Below are 19,551 nucleotides of genomic sequence, written 5' to 3'. Positions count from 1 at the left end.
CGCGGCCGGCGTTGCCGCTACCATCAACGCCTTGCCTGACAGGTGCGCCCATGCCGTTGAACGTCATCGTGGTGATGGACCCCATCGCCCACATCAAGATCGCCAAGGACACCACCTTCGCCATGCTGCTGGAAGCCCAGCGCCGCGGCCATGCCCTGCACTACGTGCGGCCGGGCGGGCTGGCCCTGGAAGGTGGCGTGGCGGTGGCCCAGACCGCACCGCTGCAGGTTCGCGACGACCCGGCCGGCTGGTATGAGCTGGGCGCGTTCAGCCGTACCGAGTTCGGTCCCGGCCAGATCGTGCTGATGCGCAAGGACCCGCCGGTCGACGCCGAGTACATCTACGACACCCAGGTGCTGGACGTGGCCGCCGCTGCCGGTGCCTGCGTGGTCAACAACCCGCAGGGCCTGCGCGACTACAACGAGAAGCTGGCCGCCCTGCTGTTCCCGCAGTGCTGCCCGCCGACCCTGGTCAGCCGCGATGCCAAGGCGTTGAAGGCCTTCGCCCTGGAACACGGCCAGGCCGTGCTGAAGCCGCTGGATGGCATGGGTGGCCGCTCGATCTTCCGCAGCGGCCAGGGCGATCCGAACCTGAACGTGATCCTGGAAACCCTGACCGACGGCGGCCGCAAGCTGGCGCTGGCCCAGAAGTTCATTCCCGACATCACGGCCGGCGACAAGCGCATCCTGCTGGTCGACGGCGAACCGGTCGACTACTGCCTGGCGCGCATTCCCCAGGGTGACGAGTTCCGCGGCAACCTGGCGGCCGGCGGCCGGGGCGAAGGGCGCCCGCTGAGCGAGCGTGACCGCTGGATCGCCGGCCAGGTTGGCCCGGAGATGAAGCGTCGTGGCATGCGCTTCGTCGGCCTGGACGTGATCGGCGATTACCTGACCGAGGTCAACGTGACCAGCCCGACCTGCGTGCGCGAGCTGGACGCGCAGTACGGCCTGAACATCGCCGGCACCCTGTTCGACGCGCTCGAGGCCGGCCTGCGCTGATGGCGGCCGCACCTGCCGTCCTGCCCCCGCCGCCGCGCGAAGCGCAACGGCTGGGCGCGACCATCGCGCTGTCGGTGCTGGTCCACGCCCTGCTGATCCTGGGCGTGGGTTTTGCGGTGAAGGGCGACGCACCGCTGGTGCCGACGCTGGAGGTGATCTTCAGCCAGACCCGCACCGCACTGACGCCGAAGCAGGCCGATTTCCTTGCCGCTGCCAGCCAGGAAGGTGGTGGCGAGCACGACCGTGCGCAGCGCCCGCGCGACAACCAGGCCGGCATCGTGCCGCAGGCGCAGGCTGGGCTGAGCCCAGTGCCACAACAGCAGCAGTCGGCCGCGCCGGTTCCGCCGCCGCAGGCACGCGTGGTGAGCAGCCGCAATGGCGAAGAGACGGTGGCCCAGGCCCAGCCGCGGCCGACACCGGAGCAGCCCGAAGCGGATGCACCGCTGACCGCGCGCGAACAGCGCGACGCCGAGATGGCACGGCTGGCGGCCGAGGTGCATCTGCGTTCCGCGCAGTACGCCAAGCGCCCGAACCGCAAGTTCGTGTCGGCCAGCACGCGCGAATATGCCTATGCCAACTACCTGCGCGCCTGGGTCGACCGCGCCGAGCGCGTGGGCAACCTGAACTACCCGGACGAGGCACGGCAGCGCCGGCTCGGCGGCCAGGTGGTGATCAGCGTGGGCGTGCGCCGCGATGGCAGCGTGGAAAGCAGCCGGATCCTGCGTTCAAGCGGGACGCCGTTGCTGGATGAGGCGGCGCTGCGGGTGGTGCAGCTGGCGCAGCCGTTCCCGCCGCTGCCGAAGACCGAGGACGAGATCGACATCCTGCAGGTCACCCGCACGTGGGTGTTCCTGCCCGGTGGCACCCTGCACGACGACCGGTAGGGTTTTGTTGCCCGGGCCTGCGGCCCGGGACCCGCAGAGGCGACGGCCACAACCGAAGCAACATCAGAAGCGGCGGCGGAGATGCCGGACCTGGCGGGGCGGTGTGGGCTTGCAGGAGACGCCGTAAACCCCGCTCCGCGGTCCGGCCCAGCCGCTGGCGGCTGTGCGTTCGGGCGCTTGCGAAGCAGTGCTTCGCAAGCAAAGCGCCCTCACCCATGGGGGCTCGATGGCGCCTTGCTCGTGTGCGCTGTCCTGCGCACACGGCAAGACCGGGGTTGGGCGTCCTGCCCAACCCGCCCGAGGCATGCCTCGGGCCCATGGCGCCAACGGTCCTGCAAGCCCACACCGCCCCACCTCTGACAGATCCCGGCGCATCGCGTCCCGCTCCGCCGTTGGTAGGTGTCGACCCTGGTCGACACACATCCACGCCACGCGTGGATGCGAGCGAAGCGATCCGCTTTTGACTTTGAATTTTCTTTTTTTTGATTTTCCGTGGCGGACGCACACGGAAACTGTCAGAGGTCGGGCGGGGTGGGTTCGCGGGGGTGTCCGCGGCATGGATGCCGCGGCCAAGCCCCCAGGGACGAGTTCACGGCGTCCCCCGCGAACCCACCCCGCCCGGCCAAACGCGGCTTTTGATCTACGCAACCACCCCCGCCACGAGGGGCTCAGCCGTTGGCCTTCGCCTTCGCCTCGCGCGCCGCCTGCTGCTCGACCAGGGTCAGTGCCACGTTGTCGCGCAGGTAGGCCGGCTCGACCTTCTCCGGTGCGATGGCTTCACCGCGCGCGAAGGCCGGCACCGCCAGTGCCAGTACGTCCGACGCACGCGGCAATGCGGCGGCATCGAATCCACGCAGGCCAGCCCCAAGTTGCGCCACCAGTGCGCCCTCGGCTGCGCCGAAACCGGTACCCACACCGTAGGCGGACAGCCCTTCCGGCAGCGCCACCGCGGCAGGCGCGCATACGCGCTCGGCATCGCGCGCGACCGGCAGGCCGTCCACCCGCTCGAAACGTGCGACGTAGAGTTCACCCATCCGCGCATCGATCGCCGACAGGATCTGCGTTTCTTCCGCCGGTGCCCGCAGCGCCAGCACCTGCAGCGTCGAGACCGGCAGCAGCGGGCGGTCCAGTGCCAGTGCGATGCCCTGGGCGATGGCAATCGCCAGGCGCACGCCAGTGAACGCCCCCGGACCGCGACTGAGCGCGATGCCATCGAGCTGGCGACGGCTGATGCCGGCGTCGGCCAGCAGCGCCTCGGCCCACGGCAGGCTCAGTTCGGCGTGCCGACGCGGGGCGATCTCGAAGCGTTCCAGCACCTGCCCATCGACATGCAGGGCAACGGAACAGGCTTCGGTGGCGGTTTCAAAGGCGAGCAGTTTCATCGGATCAGGTCAGAACAAGGGGAACGTGGCACCGGGAGCCGGCTCCGGCCCTGCCGCAACGGCGGCCGGGGCAGCCGCATCATCGGCCACGGGCAGCCATTGTGGCGTAAAGAAGGCCTGCACATCGGCCAGGCTGCGGGTGCGCCGGAACGGCGGCAGCGATTCAAGGAAGACCCGGCCATAGCCACGGTTGAGCAGGCGCGGGTCGCACAAGACCAGCACGCCACGGTCGCTTTCGCTGCGGATCAGGCGGCCGACACCCTGTTTCAGTGCGATCACTGCCTGCGGCAGCTGTTCGTCGCGGAACGGGTTGCCGCCCTGGCTGCGGATCGCCTCCAGCCGCGCCTCGTAGACCGGGTCATCCGGTGCCGCGAACGGCAGCTTGTCGATCATCACCACGCTCAGCGCTTCGCCGACCACGTCCACGCCCTCGCGGAAACTGGCCGAGCCCAGCAGCACGCCATTGCCCGATTCGCGGAAGCGCTGCAGCAGCGTCGCACGCGGCGCCTCACCCTGCACGAACAACGGCCACGGCCCGTCGCGCAGTGCCTCGGCGGCCTCACGCAATGCACGGTGCGAAGCGAACAGCAGGAACGCCCTGCCCTGCGAGGCCTGCAGTACCGGCCGCAAGGTCTGGATCAGCGCAGTGCCGAATCCGCGCGCCGCCGGATCGGGCAGCCCTTCGGGCAGGTAACACAACGCCTGCTCGGGCCAGTTGAACGGACTCGGCTGGACCAGCGTGTGCGGATCGTCCAGGCCCAGGCGGGTGGCGATGTGGTCGAAGCCACCGCCCACGGTCAGCGTGGCCGAGGTGAAGATCCATGCCGCGCGGCTGCGCTCGCGATGCTCGCGCAGCGGGCCGGACACATCCATCGGCGTGCGCTGGCAGCGGAACCCCCGCGGGGTGAGCTCATACCAGAGCACATCGGCCGCACGGGGAGTCTCCGTCGGATCGGTATCGAAATCGAGGGTGGGCTCATCATCGCCCAGCCAGCGCTGGAGCCGCGACACCGCCTCGCGCGCCCGCGCATGACAGGCATCAAGACCCGCCGCCGCTTCGCGCAGCGGCTGCAATGCCTGCTCCAGCGTCACCAGGCCGGCCATCACCGTATCGAATCCATCGCGCACCTGTGGCATGGCCAGCGCGCGCCACTGCGTACCACGTGGCGGCAGCCCGTCCATCACCGAACGCAACGCCAGCAACGCCTGCTGCAACTGGTCGACCGGCTCCTGCAGGGCCGACTGCGCACCGCCCACGCCGCGTGCTTCGGCCAGGCAGTCGCGGCCCAGTTCCTGCCACGGGCGCATGCCGAAGCCTTCGCCGAAGAACTGCGCGGCCAACTCGGGCAGCTGATGCGCCTCGTCGATGACAAAGGCCTGCGCCCCCGGCAGCAACTCGCCGAAGCCATCCTGCTTCAGTGCCAGGTCGGCCAGCAGCAGGTGATGGTTGACCACCACCACGTCGGCCGCCTGCGCACGCTGGCGCGCACGCACCACGAAACAGTCATCCCAGAACGGGCAATCGGTACCCAGGCAGTTGTCGACGGTGGAGGTGACCATCGGCAGCAGCGGCGAGTCATCGGCCAGGCCTTCCAGTTCGGCGATGTCGCCGAACTCCGAGCGGCCGGACCAGGCCAGGATGCGCTGGAACTGCGCGGCCTGCTCGGGACTGGAAAACCGCGGTTCGCCCCGCGCCTGCTGCAGTCGGTAGCGGCACAGGTAATTCGCGCGCCCTTTCAGCAGCGCGCTGCGCAGGCCGACGCCCAGCGCCTGGCGCACGCGCGGCAGGTCGCGGTGGTAGAGCTGGTCCTGCAGCGCGCGGGTGCCGGTGGAGATGATGGTGCGCAACCCGGACAGCAGCACCGGCACCAGATAGGCGAAGGTCTTGCCGGTGCCGGTACCGGCCTCGGCCAGCAGCAGGTCCCGCTGCTGCAGCGCATCGGCGATGGCCTCGGTCAGGTGCAGCTGTGCCGGACGCGGGACAAAGGCATCCAGGTGCGAGGCGAGCGCGCCGCCTTCGCTGAGGGCTTCGCGGCTGGCATGGACAAGGTCGGACATCAGAGGGAAAGGATACCCGGCCGGGCGCTGCCCGGCACCCGTTTCAAGCCGGAGCACCAGCAACAGCAACAGCGGTGTTCATGGCTCTGGGTTGTACTCGGGACTGGCGAGGGACTGTGGGTTTGCGGGGACGCCGTAAACCCGTCCCTGGGGGCTTGGCCGCGGCATCCATGCCGCGGACACCCCGCAAACCCACAGTCCCCCGCCTTCGACAGTTTCCCGGTGACGGAGGGACAGACTTCGCAAAGCCGAGCCTGCTCGACTGGCAGCTCAGAAGCGATGGGAGTAACGGGGAAAGAAGAAAAGAAATGGCAGCGAGCGCGCGCAGCGCGCGACCCGCTTTTGATTTTGATTTTGTTCTTGCCTGCGGCCCGCGCGATGTATGGCGGACCGGGTGGGTGGGGCGTGCAGGACCGTTGGCGCCATGGGCCCGAGGCATGCCTCGGGAGGGTTGGGCAGGACGCCCAACCCCGGTCTTGCCGTGTGCGCAGGACAGCGCACACGAGCAAGGCGCCATCGAGCCCCCAGGGATGGGTTTACGGCGTGTCCTGCACGCCCCACCCACACGGCCCATCACGACCATCCATCAGTGCGAGCGCTTGCCGCAGAGGGGGCAGCGCCCGATGGAGTGGAATACCTCAGTACCGCTTGATCCCCGGCACGGTGCAGCCTTCCAGCTGCGCATGCGCCGACACCGCATTCTCCTTCTCGCCCCGCGCCAGGCGCGACTGCTCGATCGTCGCCCAGTGCCGGCGGCACAGCGGCCCGGTCTTCGAACCCAGATCCACCGCCTTGCGCGCGAACGTCTCCGCCTGTGCCCACTGGCCCTGCAGCAGTGCCAGCTCGGCACGTTCCTGCAAAACCGCCGGGTCGCCGGCCACGATCTCCAGCGCGTGGTCCAGGCTGCTGGCCGCGCCGGCCAGATCGTTTGCCCGGCGCTGCGCCTGTGCGGTCAACCGCAGGTCTTCCACCTGCGAATCACGCAGCGGCTGCACCGACAGTTCCTTGTCGTCCGGGCCTGCGGCTGCATCCACGGCAGCCAGGCGCTGCGCCGGCGTGGTGGTGTCGACCGGCTTGACCACCGGCGGTGCGCTGCTCACGCAGGCGGCCAGGGCCAGGCTGAGGCCGGTCAGGGCCAGGGGCTGCAGCAGGGATCGCATGTTCATCGGCATCATCGGCTCGGGGGAGGAGTAGCGGCGGCGGGTGCCGCGGCAGGTTCGGCAGGTGCTTCCGGCTTGCGGTCCAGGCCGAACCAGCTGCGCCAGCCACCGCCCTCGCCTTCGGCCCCGCCCTGCCCATCCGGCGACACCGCCGGTGCGCACGGCGCATAGGCCGGTGCATAGCCCACCACGAACGGGAAACGACGCGCGCCGGGGCAGCCTTCGTCGGTGCTGTTGAGGCCGGTGGGTGCCACCGACTGCCAGTCCAGGCCCTTGTTGCTGACCCGCAGCGGCGCGCTCGGCAGGCGCTGGAAGATACCCGACCAGACCCGCATCGCGCCGGTGGCGCCATACAGACCGGCCTGCTCGTTCTGATCGTTGCCGATCCAGATCACCGCCAGATGATCGCCGGTGTAGCCGGCATACCAGCTGTCACGGCCATCGTTGGTGGTGCCGGTCTTGCCGGCGGGCTGCAGGCGGCCGAGGCCATCGGCATTGAGCCGCTGCGCGGTACCGCTGGCGACCACCTGCTGCAGGCCGACACTGATCAGGTTGGCGGCAATCGAATCGCCTTCCTGCGCCGGTGCCGGGGTCTTGTCGTATCGCTTGAGCAGCTTGCCCTGCGGATCGAGCACGCCACGCACCGCGTGCAGCGGCTGGATCTCGCCGCCGGACGCAAGGAACTGGTACAGCTGCGCCATCGCGTACGGGCTCTGGTCGGTCGAGCCGAGGATCACCGCCGGGTTGGCCTCGGCCTTGATGCCGGCCAGTACGTGGATCAGCTGGGTCACGCGCTCGGGGCCGACCTGCATGCCCACGCGCACCGTGGCCTGGTTGTAGGAATGCGCCAGTGCGTCGATCAGGCGCACCGTGCCGTGACTGCGGTTGTCCGCGTTGCCGGGATTCCAGTTGCGGCCGCGGCCGAGCTGCACCGTCACCGGCGAATCATCCACCCAGCTGGCCAGCGAATAGCGGTCCGGCTGCGCCAGGGCCAGCAGGTACACGAACGGCTTGAGCAGCGAACCGACCGGGCGCTGTGCCTCGATCGCGCGGTTGAAGCCGACCTCGGACACCTCGCGGCTGCCGATCACCGCCAGCACGTCACCGTTGTGCACGTCGGTCAACACCATGCCGGCCTGCAGTTCAGGGCGGCGCTGGCTTTCCAGCGACTTGATGGTGCGGGTCACCGCGCCTTCGGCATAGGCCTGCGCGGACGGCGACATGCCGGTCATCACGCTCAGGCCCGCGCCCTGCAGCGCCGATTCCGGATAGTCATGGCCGAGCTGGCGGCGGACCAGGTCAACGTAGGCGGGGAAGCGGTTGGCCGCCACCAGGCCCGGCGTCTTGGGCACGCCCAGCGGTGCCTTCAGCGCGCGCTGGTACTCGGCATCGTCGATCAGCGTGGCCTCGTGCAGCTTGCCCAGCACGAAGTTGCGGCGATCCAGCGCGCGCTCCGGGTTGCGCCGCGGGTCGTAGAAGGACGGGCCCTTGACCAGGCCGATCAGCAGTGCGATCTGCTCGGTCTCCAGCGACTGCAGGTCACGGCCGAACCAGAATTCGGCGCCGGAGGACATGCCATGGATCGCCTGGCTGCCGCGCTGTCCCAGGTAGACCTGGTTGAGATAGGCCTCGAAGATGGTGCGCTTGTCATAACGCGCTTCCATGATCAGTGCGTACAGCACCTCATTGAACTTGCGGGTGACCGTCTGCTCCTTGCCGATGCCGAGCAGGCCGCTGCGGGCCAGCTGCTGGGTCAGCGTCGAAGCGCCCTGGCGGCTCTGGCCACCGGAACGGATCGTCACCCACACCGCGCGCGCGATGCCGGACAGGTCGATGCCGTGATGGCGGTTGAAATCCTTGTCTTCCACTGCCTGCAGGCCGGTCACCAGCAGGTCCGGCGCCTCGTCCATGCGGATCAGGCGGCGCTCTTCCTGCTTCTGGCCGTACAGGGTGGCGATGCGCGCCGGATCCAGCCGCGCGGCCTTCAGCGCCTTGCGGTTGTCAGCGTCGCGCAGCGAGGCCACGCCGCCATCGGCCAGCGACAGCTCCACCCGGCGCGGGGCCACCCGGCCATCGACGTCGTTGTAGCCGCGGCTGGAGATGACAAAGCGCCCGCCGTTCACCGCATAGGTGGCCGGCTCCTTGCCCTGCCCGTCATCGCGGTAGGCAGAGGCGGCCAGCTCGGTCTTCAGCGTAGACGCATCCATCGCCTTGCCGGGGGTGAGCACCAGCGGGCGCGCATACACGCGCGTCGGGATCTGCCAGCGCAGTTCACCGAAACGCTGGGTCACCTGTTGGTTCAGGTACAGCGTATAGGGAATGAGGAAACCCAATCCCAACGCGACCGCAGCCATGCTCCAGGTGATCAGCCGGCGCCGCCACAGCGGACCGTTGTCCTGCTGGTCGTCGTCGTCGAAATCGTCGATGTCGTCGGAATCGTAGCGTCGGGGCACGGGAGAAGCATGGCAGGGGCGTCAGCGGAGTCTACCCCAGCCCATTTCCCCAAGGCAGGTTCACCAAACTGCCTGTTCAGTGATTTACCGGAGGCAGGGGCCCGGCCTTGCCCCGAAGCCCATCCCACAGCCCTCTCAACATGAACCGCAACCGAATCCAGCGAGGGGCGAGGAACAGGCCGTTGCCTGCCAGCTTCAGCAACAGGCGCGGCACATCCTGGGCAATCCACACCCGTGGCGTATAGGTACGCCCATAGAGCAGAACGCGATTGCGCATGATGAAGTAAAGGCGGAAGGGCTTGTGCACGATCACGCCATCCGGCTTCGTACGTGATGGCAGCAGCTCCTCGCCGATGCTATGGGTCATCTGCGCGTCGCAGATGCCATACAGGGAATAGCCATGGCGCTTGGCCCTGAAACACCAGTCCATGTCCAGGTTGTCAATGAACAGGGATTCGTCCATTGCACCGATAGCCTGCAATGCCGACATCGGCACCAGCGAACCGGAGGTGATGAGGAAATCGCAGGAGATGCGCTGGCCCGCCCCCCCTCGCAACTTGTGGTTGAACGGGAAGCCAAAGCGGACGAACGGGGCAAGCATGCCACTGCGCGAATCGCGGAACTGCGGGCCGACAGCGGCCACGCGCTCTGCGCGGGCCAGTTCGATCAGTGCAGTCCCCAGGACATCCACCATCCCTGGCGCCAGCACACTATCCTGATCCATCAGCAGCACATAAGCGAAGCCGAGCGCCTGCGCCTGCTCATAGGCCCGGTTCAAGGCACTCCCGAGGCCAACGTTGTGCGCTGAGGCAACCACGCTGATTCCACCCTTTCCGGCCAGCAGTTCGTCGACATCAACACCCGTGCTGCCATTGTCGAACACCACCAGATGCCCCACCTGCTGCAGCACACTGTCAACCACCCGCCGCAACAGGTCCGGCTCGGGCCCATAGGTGACGATGACAGCGCAGACAAGGGAGGCATCGAAGGTGGGCCCCGGACCGGGTCCCTGCGGAATCACTGGATTCATGACGTCATGTCGCTGGCTGCGGAACGCAGGCTGTGTGAAAAACGATGAAAACGACCGAAGGCCATCTCCCGCCAAACCTGCAGCAATAGCATTGACAGCAAGACTGACAACTCACTGCACCGCTTGAGCGTGATGCAGCGGCTGGACTATACCCGACCAGTACGACCTGCACGAATCCTGTCGATATCAGCGTGGTCGCAGCTCACCACCGGCGCGACGCAGGCGGTCTTCGAACGCCGGCAGTTCGGCCAGATCCGGCTGCAGCAACCGCGCCTGTTCGGCGGCGTGCGCAGCGAAGGCCAGGTCGCCATTGCCGAGCCGTTCGCTGCCGATCGCCAGCCAGCGCTGGGCCAACCGCAGCCGCGCCGAGGGCAGGCCCGCTGCGGTCGGTGACAGCGTCTGCCAGGCCTGCAGGCAGGCGCCTGCCGCCTGTACCCGGTTCTGCCGCAGATTGTCGTCGAAGCAGCGGCGACTGGCGGGCAGCAGGCGTGCTGCAGCGGCCTTCACCCGCGCGTCGCGGGGCGCCAGTGACTGCGCTTCGCGCAGTGCGTCGAACGCGCTGTGCCCCGGTGGGCTGATCCACTGCCCTGCACGCTCGGCACGCTCGATCCTGCGCAGGTGGTCGCGCAGCTGGCGTTCGCGCTCCGCCGTACTGATCGCGGGCTGCTGCAGGGCCTGTTGCGCCTGCTGCGCACGCTGCAGGCGCTGCGCCAGTTGTTGGCGTATGCCCTGCGAAGCCCCCAGCTCCGCCGCCAGGGCCGCATCACGTTGGGCCGCATCGAACTGGAAGTCGTCGGCGGATTTCTGGCTGCGTGCCACCACCGCCTGCAGCGCCTGCTCACGCCCGCGCTGGGCGTTGGGATCATCGGCAGCCACCGCCAACACTGCCAGGAAGCCCTTGGCCGCAGCTTCCAGCTGCTGTCGTTGCAGTGCCCGCTGCGCCTGCCGCAAGCGCTGGTCCACCGCGCGCGCCAGGGCTTCCTCGCTGGCCGGCAGATCGGCATGACCAGCATCGAACTGGCGGGCACGACGCAGGATCACGGCCGCCTCCGCCAGCTCTCCGCGCCCCGCCAGCGTGCGCGCCTGCAGCAGCAGATCGCTCAGCGCATCTTCGCGCCCTTCCAGCGCCGGCAGGTTGTCCGGCTGCAAGGCGAGAATGCGCTGGAACAAGGGCAACGCACTGCTGTCGCCGTCATCCAGTCGTCCGGCCGCGAACGCGTTGCGCGCCTGTGCCAACAACGCACCAATACCCGCTCCGGCACTGCGTCGCGCCTGCAGCTGGCGGGCGACCGCATCGGCTTCGCCCTGCGGCACCTGCAGCTCACGCGCCAGTGCCAGTGCCTGCGCGCTGCCGTCCAGGTCATCAGCCTGCAGGCGATCGCGCGCCTGTTGCAGCGCTGCCGCACCGGTATTGGCCAGGCCCTGGCGCGCCTGCGGGCGATCACCGTCCAGCGCCAGCACTGCCTGGTAGCGCTCGCGCGCACCACTGCCATCGGCATCACTCAGGCGACCGGCAGCCAGTGCACGATCCCCCTCGGCCAGCAGCTGCTCGATCTGCGGCTCATCCCAGAACCAGTCGGCCAGCGGCTTGCGCAGCAGCACCAGCAGCACGAACACGGCCAGCGCTGCGAGCAGCGCCCAGCGCCAGATCCGGCGCGCATGGCGCGCCTGCAGCCACCACCAACGTCCCTCGCGACGGACGCGGTCCAGCGCAGGATGTTCAGCGCCATGCGGGCGATGCGGGGGCTCGCGTTCCATGCGTGCAGGGTAGCCGGGGCAGCGTGAAGCTCAGCCGAGGCGACGCGCCTCGCTCACGCCCGGCAGCGCATCCAGTTTGCCCAGCAGGGTCGACAACTGCCCATAGTCGCTGACCTTCAGCCGCAGCCGCAGATGGGCGCGGCCACTGTTGCGCACGTTGTCACTGTGGATGTCGAGCACGTAGGCGTCTTCCTGGGCGATCAGGTTGGTGATGTCCTTCAGCAGCCAGCGGCGGTCGACGGCAGTCACCACCACGTCCACTTCATAGCCACCGCCAGCCTGGCCCCATTCCACCGGCAGGATGCGCTGCGGGCTGGTGGCGGCCAGCCGGGCCAGCGCGGCACAGTCTGCACGGTGCACGGTGACACCACGGCTACGGGTCAGGTAACCGACGATCGGCTCGCCGGCCACCGGCTGGCAGCAGCGTGCCAGCTGCACCAGCAGGTTGCCCACGCCCTGCACGGTGAACTTGGACTTGCCCAGGTTCTCGCGGCGCGCGGTCGGCCGCGGCAGGCTCGGCGCGGGCGCCGGCTGGCTGGCGGCACGCTCCGCTTCCAGCAGCGTACGGCTGACTTGGTTCGGGCCGGTATCGCCCAGCGCCACCTGGATGTACAGGTCATCGACACTGTCGGCATGGAACTTCTTCGCGGCGACGGCCAGGTCCGAGTGCTGCAGGCCCAGCCGCTTCAGTTCGCGCTCGAGCAGCTCGCGACCGGCCTGCACGTTGCGCGCGCGGTCGAGCTTGTGGAACCAGCTGCGTACCTTCTCGCGCGAGCGGTTGCTGGCCAGGAAGCCGTTGGCCGGCATCAGCCAGTCGCGGCGCGGGTCGGCCTCCTTGCCGGTCAGGATCTCGACGCGGTCGCCGCTGCGCAACCGATAGGTCAGCGGCACGATACGGCCGTTGACCTTGGCGCCGCGGCAGCGGTGCCCGACCATGGTGTGCACCTGGTAGGCGAAATCGAGCGGCGTAGCACCCTGCGGCAGGTCCAGCACCTCGTCCTTCGGGCTCAGCGCATAGACCCGGTCCTCGGTCAGCTCGGCATCGAGCGCCCCGGCCAGTTCATTGCCCTGCCCGTCCTGCGCCTGTTCCAGCAGCTGGCGCATCCAGGTGATCTTGCGGTCGAAGGACTTCTCCGCGCCCTTGCCACCTTCCTTGTACTTCCAGTGCGCGGCCACGCCCAGCTCGGCCTGCGAGTGCATCTCGTGGGTACGGATCTGCACTTCGATGGTGCGCCCTTCCGGGCCGACCACGGCGGTGTGCAGCGAGCGATAGTCATTGGCCTTGGGCCGGGCGATGTAATCATCGAATTCGCTCGGCACCGGCGCCCACAGCGCGTGCACCACGCCCAGCGCGGCGTAGCAGGCGGCGACGTCGTCCACCATCACCCGCACCGCACGGATGTCATACAGCTGGTCGAAGGCCAGCCGCTTCTTCTGCATCTTCCGCCAGATGCTGTAGATGTGCTTCGGGCGGCCGCTGACTTCGGCCTTGATGCCCTGGGCAACCAGCTCGCGCGACAACACCTTCTTGACGTTCTCGACGTAACGCTCGCGGGCAATGCGGGTTTCGTCCACCTCGCGTGCGATGCGGCGGTAGGTCTCCGGTTCCAGGTGGCGGAATGCCAGGTCCTCCAGCTCCCACTTCAGCTGCCAGATGCCCAGGCGGTTGGCCAGGGGCGCGTGGATGTCGCGGGTCAACTGGGCCAGCGCACGACGCTGCTCTTCGTCCAGCTTGTCGGCCGCGCGCATCCGCGCCAGCTGGCGTGCCAGCAGGATCGGCACCACGCGCAGGTCGCGGATGATCGCCAGCAGCAGCCGGCGCAGGCCTTCACTGTTGCGTCCAGCCTCGCGGCCGGCATGCAGTGCCCACACCGGGTCGGCGGCGTCCTGGCCATCGAGCAGGCCGATCACCGCCGCCTTGTGGCTGCCCAGCGGCAGCTGGTCCAGGCTGGCGCGCAGGCCCGGCAGGTCGAACAGCAATGCTGCCACCACCGCTCCCTCGTCGGCCGAGAGCATCGCCAGCGCATCGAGGGTATCGCCCAGCACCGACCAGGTGGCGCGCATCTGGTGGTCGCAGTCCGGCGCTTCCCAATGCTCGCGCAGGGCCTGGCGCAGCGGAGCAGGCAGCACGGCTGCCGAGGGACGGTTCAACAAGGCATCCAGGCCAGGGACGGAAGCGCGGTTCACAGCATCGAGCAGGCAAGACAGAGGCCCCTACACTAGCGCCGGCGCCGTTCAGGGACAATCACCGCGGCCACCATCACCCGGCATGAAGACATGCCGCTACACTCGCCAGCACACCCAGGAGAGACCTGCCATGCCTTCGATTGCCCTGCGCGTCCGTCCCCGGATGCTGGCCTGTGCCGCCGTGCTGCTGTCCCTTTCCGCGCCAGCGCTGGCCCAGCGCGTGGTGGAGGGCGACCTGCAGCAGCAGATGTCGCCCGCCGAGTTCAAGGCCGCCGGCCTGGAAAAGCTCAGTGCCAACGAACTGGCCACGCTCAATCGCTGGCTGCAGGGCAAAGTGGAGGCGGCCACCACCCAGGCCGTCGCCGCAGCGCGCGAAGAAGGCCGCCAGGAAGTGATCAAGAAGAACCGCGGCTTCTTCGACTTCGGCAGCAGCGAGCCGATCGAAAGCACCCTGCAGGGCGAATTCCGTGGCTTCGGCCAGGGCCGCCGCTACGTGCTGCAGAACGGCCAGGAGTGGGAGCAGATCGATGCCACGCACTATTCCGGCGGCCGCAAGGAAGCCCCGAAGGTCAGCATGCGCCCCGGCGTGATGGGGGCCTGGTACATGAAGGTGGACGGTGTGAACGTGCAGCCGAAGGTTCGCCGCGCCAAGTAACACCCGGGCATTCCAGCCGCGCCGGGTCCATGCCCGGCGGCAATGGCCGCCCGATGGGGCGGCCATTGCACGCGTCTACGCCTGGCGCAGTGCGGCCACCCGCTGCGCCAGCTTCTTCGCCGAGATGCCGGTACGTGCGCCCAGCTCCTGGGCGAACAGCGATACCCGCAGTTCTTCAAGGTCCCAGCGCAGGGCCTGCCACTGCGGCCGCTCGCGCAGCCCCTGCTGCTCGCCGGTCTCCAGCGCCTCCAGGAACGGATGCAGTTCCAGCATGCGTGCCTGGTCGCGCGGCGGATCACGCTTGGCGCGCTCGGTGCGCAGGATCATCGCCTTCAGGTAGCGCGGGTACTGCGCCAGCGCATCGGCCGGCGTATCACGCAGGAACCCGGGGTGGATCAAGCCGACCAGCTGCGCTTCCATGTCGTCCAGGTTGCCGCGCGCCCAGCCCATCAACGGCGCCTCCAGCATCGGCTTCAGTTCCGCTACCAGCGCCAGGATGCTTTCGGCCAGCTTCAGTCGCGACATCGCCTCGCCGAACAGGGCCTTGGCGGCGTGCTCGCGGCGCTGCTCGAAGGCTGCCGCATCGCGGATGCCTTCCAGGCCCTCGGCCAGCACTGCGTTCATCGCCGCATCGACCAGGTCACCGCGCAGGCGCTCCTGCGATTCGATGGCGGCATACAGCAGGCCGGTCTTGGCACCGACCGGCAACTGCTTGCGTGCCTGCTTCACCTTCTCGGCCAACGCGATCTCCAGCAGGCGGCGCACACCCAGCGGGTGGGCCTCCTGCGCCTGCTGGCGGTCGGCAAAGATGCGCAGCGCCACGCTGTCGCCCTCGTCCAGCAACGCCGGATAGGCCGGCACGCCGGCTTCACCGGGCACCTGCAACGGAATCGGCGTCGCCGGGAACGTGCGCAGGCCATCGGCCGCCATCTCGCGGCCGGCACGTGCAGCGAAGGCATCGCCGGCACGGCCGCCGAACTTCGCGCGCAACACATCGAGGTCGCGCGAGGTCGCCAGCACCTTGCCCTGTTCGTCGCGCAGGCGCAGGTTCATGTGCAGGTGCGGTTCGATCGAACCGGGTTCGAAATCGAGCGCGGTCACCGTGGCGCCGGTGGCGCGTGACAGGAAGCGCGCCAGTTCGCCGGTGATGGCATCGGCGCTGGGCTGCGGGAACGCCTCGTAGAACGCGCGGCCGAAGTCCGGCGCCGGCACGTAGTTGCGCCGCATCGCCTTGGGCAGGCTGCGGATCAGTGCCGAGGCCTTGTCGGCGACGAAGCCCGGCGCCAGCCAGCCCAGCTGCACCGGGTCCAGCGCATTGAGGAGGTGCAGCGGCACGTCCAGGGTGACGCCATCATCGTCGGCTCCCGGCTCGAAGCGGTAATGCAGCGGCAGGCGTGCCTGGCCCAGTGGCAGGTACTTCGGGTAGCGCTCCTGTTCGCTGCCCTCGCCCGGCAACAGGTCGACCAGCGACCAGTGCAGGGTCTTGCGCTGTTCCGGCGCCAGCCCCTTCCACCAGGTATCCAGACCCGCGGCCGAATGGATCTGCGGCGGCACCCGGTCCAGGTACCAGCGCGCCTGCCAGTCCTCGTCGGCAACGATGCCGGCGCGGCGCAGCTTGGCTTCTTCCTCGCGGGCGATCTCCAGCACTTTCTGGTTGTCGGCCACGAAGCTGGCGCGGGTGTTGATCTCGCCGGTCACCAGCGCCTGGCGCACGAAGATGTCATGCGCTTCGCCCGGTTCGATGCGGCCGTAGTGCACCGGCTTTTTCGGCGCCAGCACCAGGCCGAACAGGCTGATCTGCTCGGAGGCCAGCACCTGGCCCTGCGCGCGCGACCAGTGCGGGTCGAAGTGCTTGCGCAGCAGCAGGTGCGGCAGCTCGGCGATCACCCAGTCCGGCTCGATCGCGGCCAGGGTCATGCCCCACACCTTCTGCGTGTCCAGCAGGTTGGCCACCAGCAGCCACGGCGGCGGCCGCTTGGACAGCGCAGAGCCCGGGAACGGCAGGAAGCGACGCTGGCGCGGGGCCTGGAAATCACCTTTCTCGGTGCGGTGGCCGATCTGCGTCGGCAAGCCCGCCACCAGTGCGCGGTGCAGGGTCTGGTAGGCGGTAGCACGCACGCGTTCGCTGAAACCGCCGCCAGCCGGCGCCTGTTCCTTCTGCGCGCGCACGGCCACGGGTGCCGGCGCGGCTTCGGCCTTGCCCTCGCGGGCCAGCCGCGCGGCACGGTGCAGCTGGCCACGGGTGGCTTTCACTGCGGCGGCATCATCACGCGCCGGGGCCGGTGCACTGCTGCCGGCCAGCAGCGGTGCCATCGAGGCATCACTGGCTTCTTCCTTCCAGCCCAGTTCCTCGCACAGCAGGCGCAGCTGGCGGTGCAGCTCGCGCCACTCGCGCATGCGCAGGAAGCCGAGGAAGTGACGACCGCACCAGTCGCGCAGCTTGGATTGGGTCAGGTCTTCGTGGGCCTGCCGGTAGGCGTCCCACAGGCGCAGCACGCCGACGAACTCGGACCGCCCATCGGCGAACTGCGCATGCGCGCTGTCGGCCGCGCCACGCGCTTCAGGCGGACGTTCGCGCGGGTCCTGGATGCCCAGGAACGAGGCGATCACCAGCATCGGCCGCAGGCACCCGGCGGCCTGCGCGGCGACCAGCATGCGCGCCAGCTTCACGTCCACCGGCAGGCGTGCCATCTGCTTGCCGATGGTGGTCATTCGCCGCTCGGCGTCGATCGCGCCCAGTTCGGTCAGTTGCTGCCAGCCGTCGGCCACCGCGCGCTCATCCGGCGCTTCCAGGAACGGAAACTCTTCGATGCGGCCCAGGCCCAGCTGCAGCATGCGCAGGATCACCCCGGCCAGGCTGGAGCGGCGGATTTCCGGATCGGTGAACTCCGGCCGCGCCTGGAAGTCGGCCTCGGCGTACAGGCGGTAGCAGATGCCCTCGGCGATACGGCCGCAGCGGCCCTTGCGCTGGTTGGCGCTGGCCTGCGAGATCGGCTCGATGTGCAGGCGGTCCAGCTTGTTGCGCGGACTGTAGCGCTTGACGCGGGCGAAGCCCGGATCGACCACGTAACGGATGCGCGGCACCGTCAGCGAGGTTTCCGCCACGTTGGTGGCCAGCACGATGCGCCGGTTCGGCCCGGGGTTGAATACCCGGTCCTGGTCCTGGTTGGACAGGCGCGCGTACAGCGGCAGCACCTCGGTATTGCGGTACTTGCGGCGCTCCAGCGACTGGTGCGCATCGCGGATCTCGCGTTCGCCCGGCAGGAAGATCAGCACGTCGCCGCGCGCATCCAGGCGGGTGATCTCGTCGATGGCCGACACGATGGCGTCGTTGACCGTGCGTTCGCCCTGGTCTTCGCCCTCGCCTTCCAGCGCGCGGTAGCGCACTTCCACCGGGTAGGTGCGTCCCTCGACGCTGATCACCGGCGCATTGTCGAAATGCTGGGCGAAGCGTTCGGTGTCGATGGTGGCCGAGGTGACGATCAGCTTCAGGTCCGGGCGCTTGCGCAGCAGCTGCTTCAGGTAGCCCAGCAGGAAGTCGATGTTGAGGCTGCGTTCGTGCGCCTCGTCGACGATGATCGTGTCGTAGTTCGACAACCAGCGGTCGCTGGCGATCTCCGCCAGCAGGATGCCGTCGGTCATGAACTTGATGCGGCTGTCTTCGCTGACCTTGTCGTTGAAGCGCACCTGGTAGCCGACCAGCTGGCCCAGTTCGCTCTGCAGTTCCTGCGCCACGCGGCTGGCCACCGCACGTGCGGCAATCCGTCGCGGCTGGGTGCAGCCGATCATGCCGGCCTGGCCACGGCCTGCGGCCAGGCACAGTTTCGGCAGCTGGGTGGTCTTGCCCGAGCCGGTTTCACCGGCGATCACCACGACCTGGTGGTCGCGGATCAGCCCGATGATGGCGTCGGCTTCACGCGCAATCGGCAGCTGCGGGTCCAGAGTAATGGACGGCTGCTGCTGCGCCCGTGTCATCCGGCGCTGCACCGATGCCTGCAAGGCCTGCTCGAAGGTGGCGGCCAGTGCCGCATCCTGTGGCTTGGCCTGGCAACGCGAGAGCATCCCCAGCAAACGGCCCCGGTCGCGGCTCATGGCGCCGTCGATGGCGGCACGCTGTTGGCGCAGGCGGGGCGATGGATTTTTATCGATAGAGTTCACCAATCGGTTCGTTCAAAACTTTGAAAGCGACCAGTCATCACGACCGGTTTATTGTGAAGGCCAACGATTCCACAAGGAGGAACCCCATGGCGAAGACCAAGAGCACGACCAAGGCCAAGACCGGCAAGCAGAAGCTTGCAGCGGCGGCACCGTCGGCGCCGAACATCGATATCGGGATCACCCAGGGCGACCGCAAGAAGATCGCCGACGGCCTGTCGCGCTTCCAGGCCGATGCGTTCACGCTCTACCTGAAGACCCACAACTTCCACTGGAACGTGACCGGGTCGATGTTCAACTCGCTGCACACCATGTTCGAGACGCAGTACACCGAGCAGTGGGCTGCACTGGACGACGTGGCCGAGCGCATCCGCGCGCTGGGCTTCAATGCCCCGGGCTCCTACCGGGAATTCGCTGCGTTGACCTCGATCGCCGAGGAACCGGGCCTGACCGACAGTGCGGACTGGCGTGAAATGGTACGCCAGTTGGTGGTCGCCAACGAAGCGGTCTGCCGTACGGCACGTGAAGTGCTGGACGTGGCGGCCAAGGGTGACGACGCCCCGACCGAGGATCTGATGACCCAGCGCCTGCAGACGCACGAGAAGTACGCCTGGATGCTGCGCTCGCTGCTCCAGTAAGGATTGAGGGGGGGGGGCGGCAGGGCTTGCAGCCCTGCACCCGCCGAATCAACGTCAACATCAACGTCAAAAGCTGGTTTCCTGTGGGTAGGCGGGGTGGGTCCGGTTGCGGGGGACGCCGTAAATACGTCCATGTAGGCTCGGTCGCGCCATCCATGGCGCTCACGCCCCCGCAACCGGACCCACCCCGCCT

General features: G+C 68.5%; 12 protein-coding genes. 4 read left to right on the top strand and 8 right to left on the bottom strand.

Annotated features, from left to right (window positions below):
- The first annotated feature begins 50 nt into the window (after nucleotides 1-50).
- Entirely contained in the window at nucleotides 51-998 is a 948-nt protein-coding gene (gshB, locus tag BKE09_RS17000; RefSeq protein ID WP_014038187.1) for a glutathione synthase, read from the top strand.
- On the top strand, nucleotides 998-1,882 hold the full coding sequence (locus BKE09_RS16995) for an energy transducer TonB (RefSeq protein WP_075676830.1): 885 nt from the start codon (nucleotides 998-1,000) through the stop codon (nucleotides 1,880-1,882). The genes gshB and BKE09_RS16995 overlap by 1 nt, the downstream gene beginning before the upstream one ends.
- 668 nt (nucleotides 1,883-2,550) lie before the next feature.
- Here BKE09_RS16995 and tsaB read toward each other — a convergent pair.
- The 7 genes from tsaB to BKE09_RS16960 all read right to left on the bottom strand — a co-directional run bounded on the left by tsaB (nucleotide 2,551) and on the right by BKE09_RS16960 (nucleotide 13,910).
- Nucleotides 2,551-3,264 carry a tRNA (adenosine(37)-N6)-threonylcarbamoyltransferase complex dimerization subunit type 1 TsaB gene (gene tsaB / locus BKE09_RS16990; protein ID WP_075676828.1) on the bottom strand — a complete coding sequence of 238 codons (714 nt, stop codon included), beginning with the start codon at nucleotides 3,262-3,264 and terminating at the stop codon, nucleotides 2,551-2,553.
- A gap of 9 nt (nucleotides 3,265-3,273) precedes the next feature.
- Complete coding sequence (locus tag BKE09_RS16985) at nucleotides 3,274-5,322, bottom strand: ATP-dependent DNA helicase (RefSeq protein ID WP_075677351.1); 2,049 nt, start codon at nucleotides 5,320-5,322, stop codon at nucleotides 3,274-3,276.
- Between the two features lie 638 nt (nucleotides 5,323-5,960).
- Nucleotides 5,961-6,497: a hypothetical protein gene (locus BKE09_RS16980; protein WP_024958765.1), complete on the bottom strand. Its 537-nt coding sequence runs from the start codon at nucleotides 6,495-6,497 to the stop codon at nucleotides 5,961-5,963.
- Nucleotides 6,494-8,935 carry a penicillin-binding protein 1B gene (gene mrcB / locus BKE09_RS16975; protein WP_075676826.1) on the bottom strand — a complete coding sequence of 814 codons (2,442 nt, stop codon included), beginning with the start codon at nucleotides 8,933-8,935 and terminating at the stop codon, nucleotides 6,494-6,496. Before mrcB ends, BKE09_RS16980 begins: the two co-directional genes overlap by 4 nt.
- Nucleotides 8,936-9,011: 76 nt before the next feature.
- A complete protein-coding gene (locus BKE09_RS16970) occupies nucleotides 9,012-9,965 on the bottom strand; it encodes a glycosyltransferase family 2 protein (RefSeq protein WP_075676824.1) in 954 nt (317 codons plus the stop codon).
- A gap of 186 nt (nucleotides 9,966-10,151) precedes the next feature.
- Nucleotides 10,152-11,723: a hypothetical protein gene (locus BKE09_RS16965; RefSeq protein WP_075676822.1), complete on the bottom strand. Its 1,572-nt coding sequence runs from the start codon at nucleotides 11,721-11,723 to the stop codon at nucleotides 10,152-10,154.
- 30 nt (nucleotides 11,724-11,753) lie between these two features.
- On the bottom strand, nucleotides 11,754-13,910 hold the full coding sequence (locus BKE09_RS16960; protein WP_075676820.1) for a bifunctional (p)ppGpp synthetase/guanosine-3',5'-bis(diphosphate) 3'-pyrophosphohydrolase: 2,157 nt from the start codon (nucleotides 13,908-13,910) through the stop codon (nucleotides 11,754-11,756).
- A gap of 130 nt (nucleotides 13,911-14,040) precedes the next feature.
- Here BKE09_RS16960 and BKE09_RS16955 point away from each other — a divergent pair, with 130 nt between their 5' ends.
- Nucleotides 14,041-14,565: a hypothetical protein gene (locus BKE09_RS16955; RefSeq protein WP_014038196.1), complete on the top strand. Its 525-nt coding sequence runs from the start codon at nucleotides 14,041-14,043 to the stop codon at nucleotides 14,563-14,565.
- Between the two features lie 75 nt (nucleotides 14,566-14,640).
- Here the strand turns inward: BKE09_RS16955 and hrpA are convergent, their stop codons facing one another.
- Nucleotides 14,641-18,723, bottom strand: coding sequence for an ATP-dependent RNA helicase HrpA (gene hrpA, locus BKE09_RS16950; RefSeq protein WP_075677349.1), 4,083 nt, complete (start codon nucleotides 18,721-18,723; stop codon nucleotides 14,641-14,643).
- A gap of 86 nt (nucleotides 18,724-18,809) precedes the next feature.
- Here hrpA and BKE09_RS16945 point away from each other — a divergent pair, with 86 nt between their 5' ends.
- Entirely contained in the window at nucleotides 18,810-19,358 is a 549-nt protein-coding gene (locus tag BKE09_RS16945) for a Dps family protein (RefSeq protein WP_006439098.1), read from the top strand.
- The last annotated feature ends 193 nt before the right edge of the window (nucleotides 19,359-19,551 follow it).

Source organism: Stenotrophomonas sp. TD3, from assembly GCF_001939825.1.
Lineage (GTDB): Bacteria > Pseudomonadota > Gammaproteobacteria > Xanthomonadales > Xanthomonadaceae > Stenotrophomonas.
The sequence above is the reverse complement of the archived record's forward strand: the minus strand, read 5'-3'. Positions and strand labels throughout refer to the sequence as shown.

Bases quoted from the DNA above. Each gene is read 5' to 3' on its own strand.
- BKE09_RS16970 (WP_075676824.1), bottom strand. From the start codon at position 9,965: ATGAATCCAGTGATTCCGCAGGGACCCGGTCCGGGGCCCACCTTCGAT.
- BKE09_RS16965 (WP_075676822.1), bottom strand. From the start codon at position 11,723: ATGGAACGCGAGCCCCCGCATCGCCCGCATGGCGCTGAACATCCTGCG.
- gshB (WP_014038187.1), top strand. From the start codon at position 51: ATGCCGTTGAACGTCATCGTGGTGATGGACCCCATCGCCCACATCAAG.
- BKE09_RS16980 (WP_024958765.1), bottom strand. From the start codon at position 6,497: ATGATGCCGATGAACATGCGATCCCTGCTGCAGCCCCTGGCCCTGACC.
- BKE09_RS16955 (WP_014038196.1), top strand. From the start codon at position 14,041: ATGCCTTCGATTGCCCTGCGCGTCCGTCCCCGGATGCTGGCCTGTGCC.
- BKE09_RS16995 (WP_075676830.1), top strand. From the start codon at position 998: ATGGCGGCCGCACCTGCCGTCCTGCCCCCGCCGCCGCGCGAAGCGCAA.
- BKE09_RS16945 (WP_006439098.1), top strand. From the start codon at position 18,810: ATGGCGAAGACCAAGAGCACGACCAAGGCCAAGACCGGCAAGCAGAAG.
- BKE09_RS16985 (WP_075677351.1), bottom strand. From the start codon at position 5,322: ATGTCCGACCTTGTCCATGCCAGCCGCGAAGCCCTCAGCGAAGGCGGC.
- tsaB (WP_075676828.1), bottom strand. From the start codon at position 3,264: ATGAAACTGCTCGCCTTTGAAACCGCCACCGAAGCCTGTTCCGTTGCC.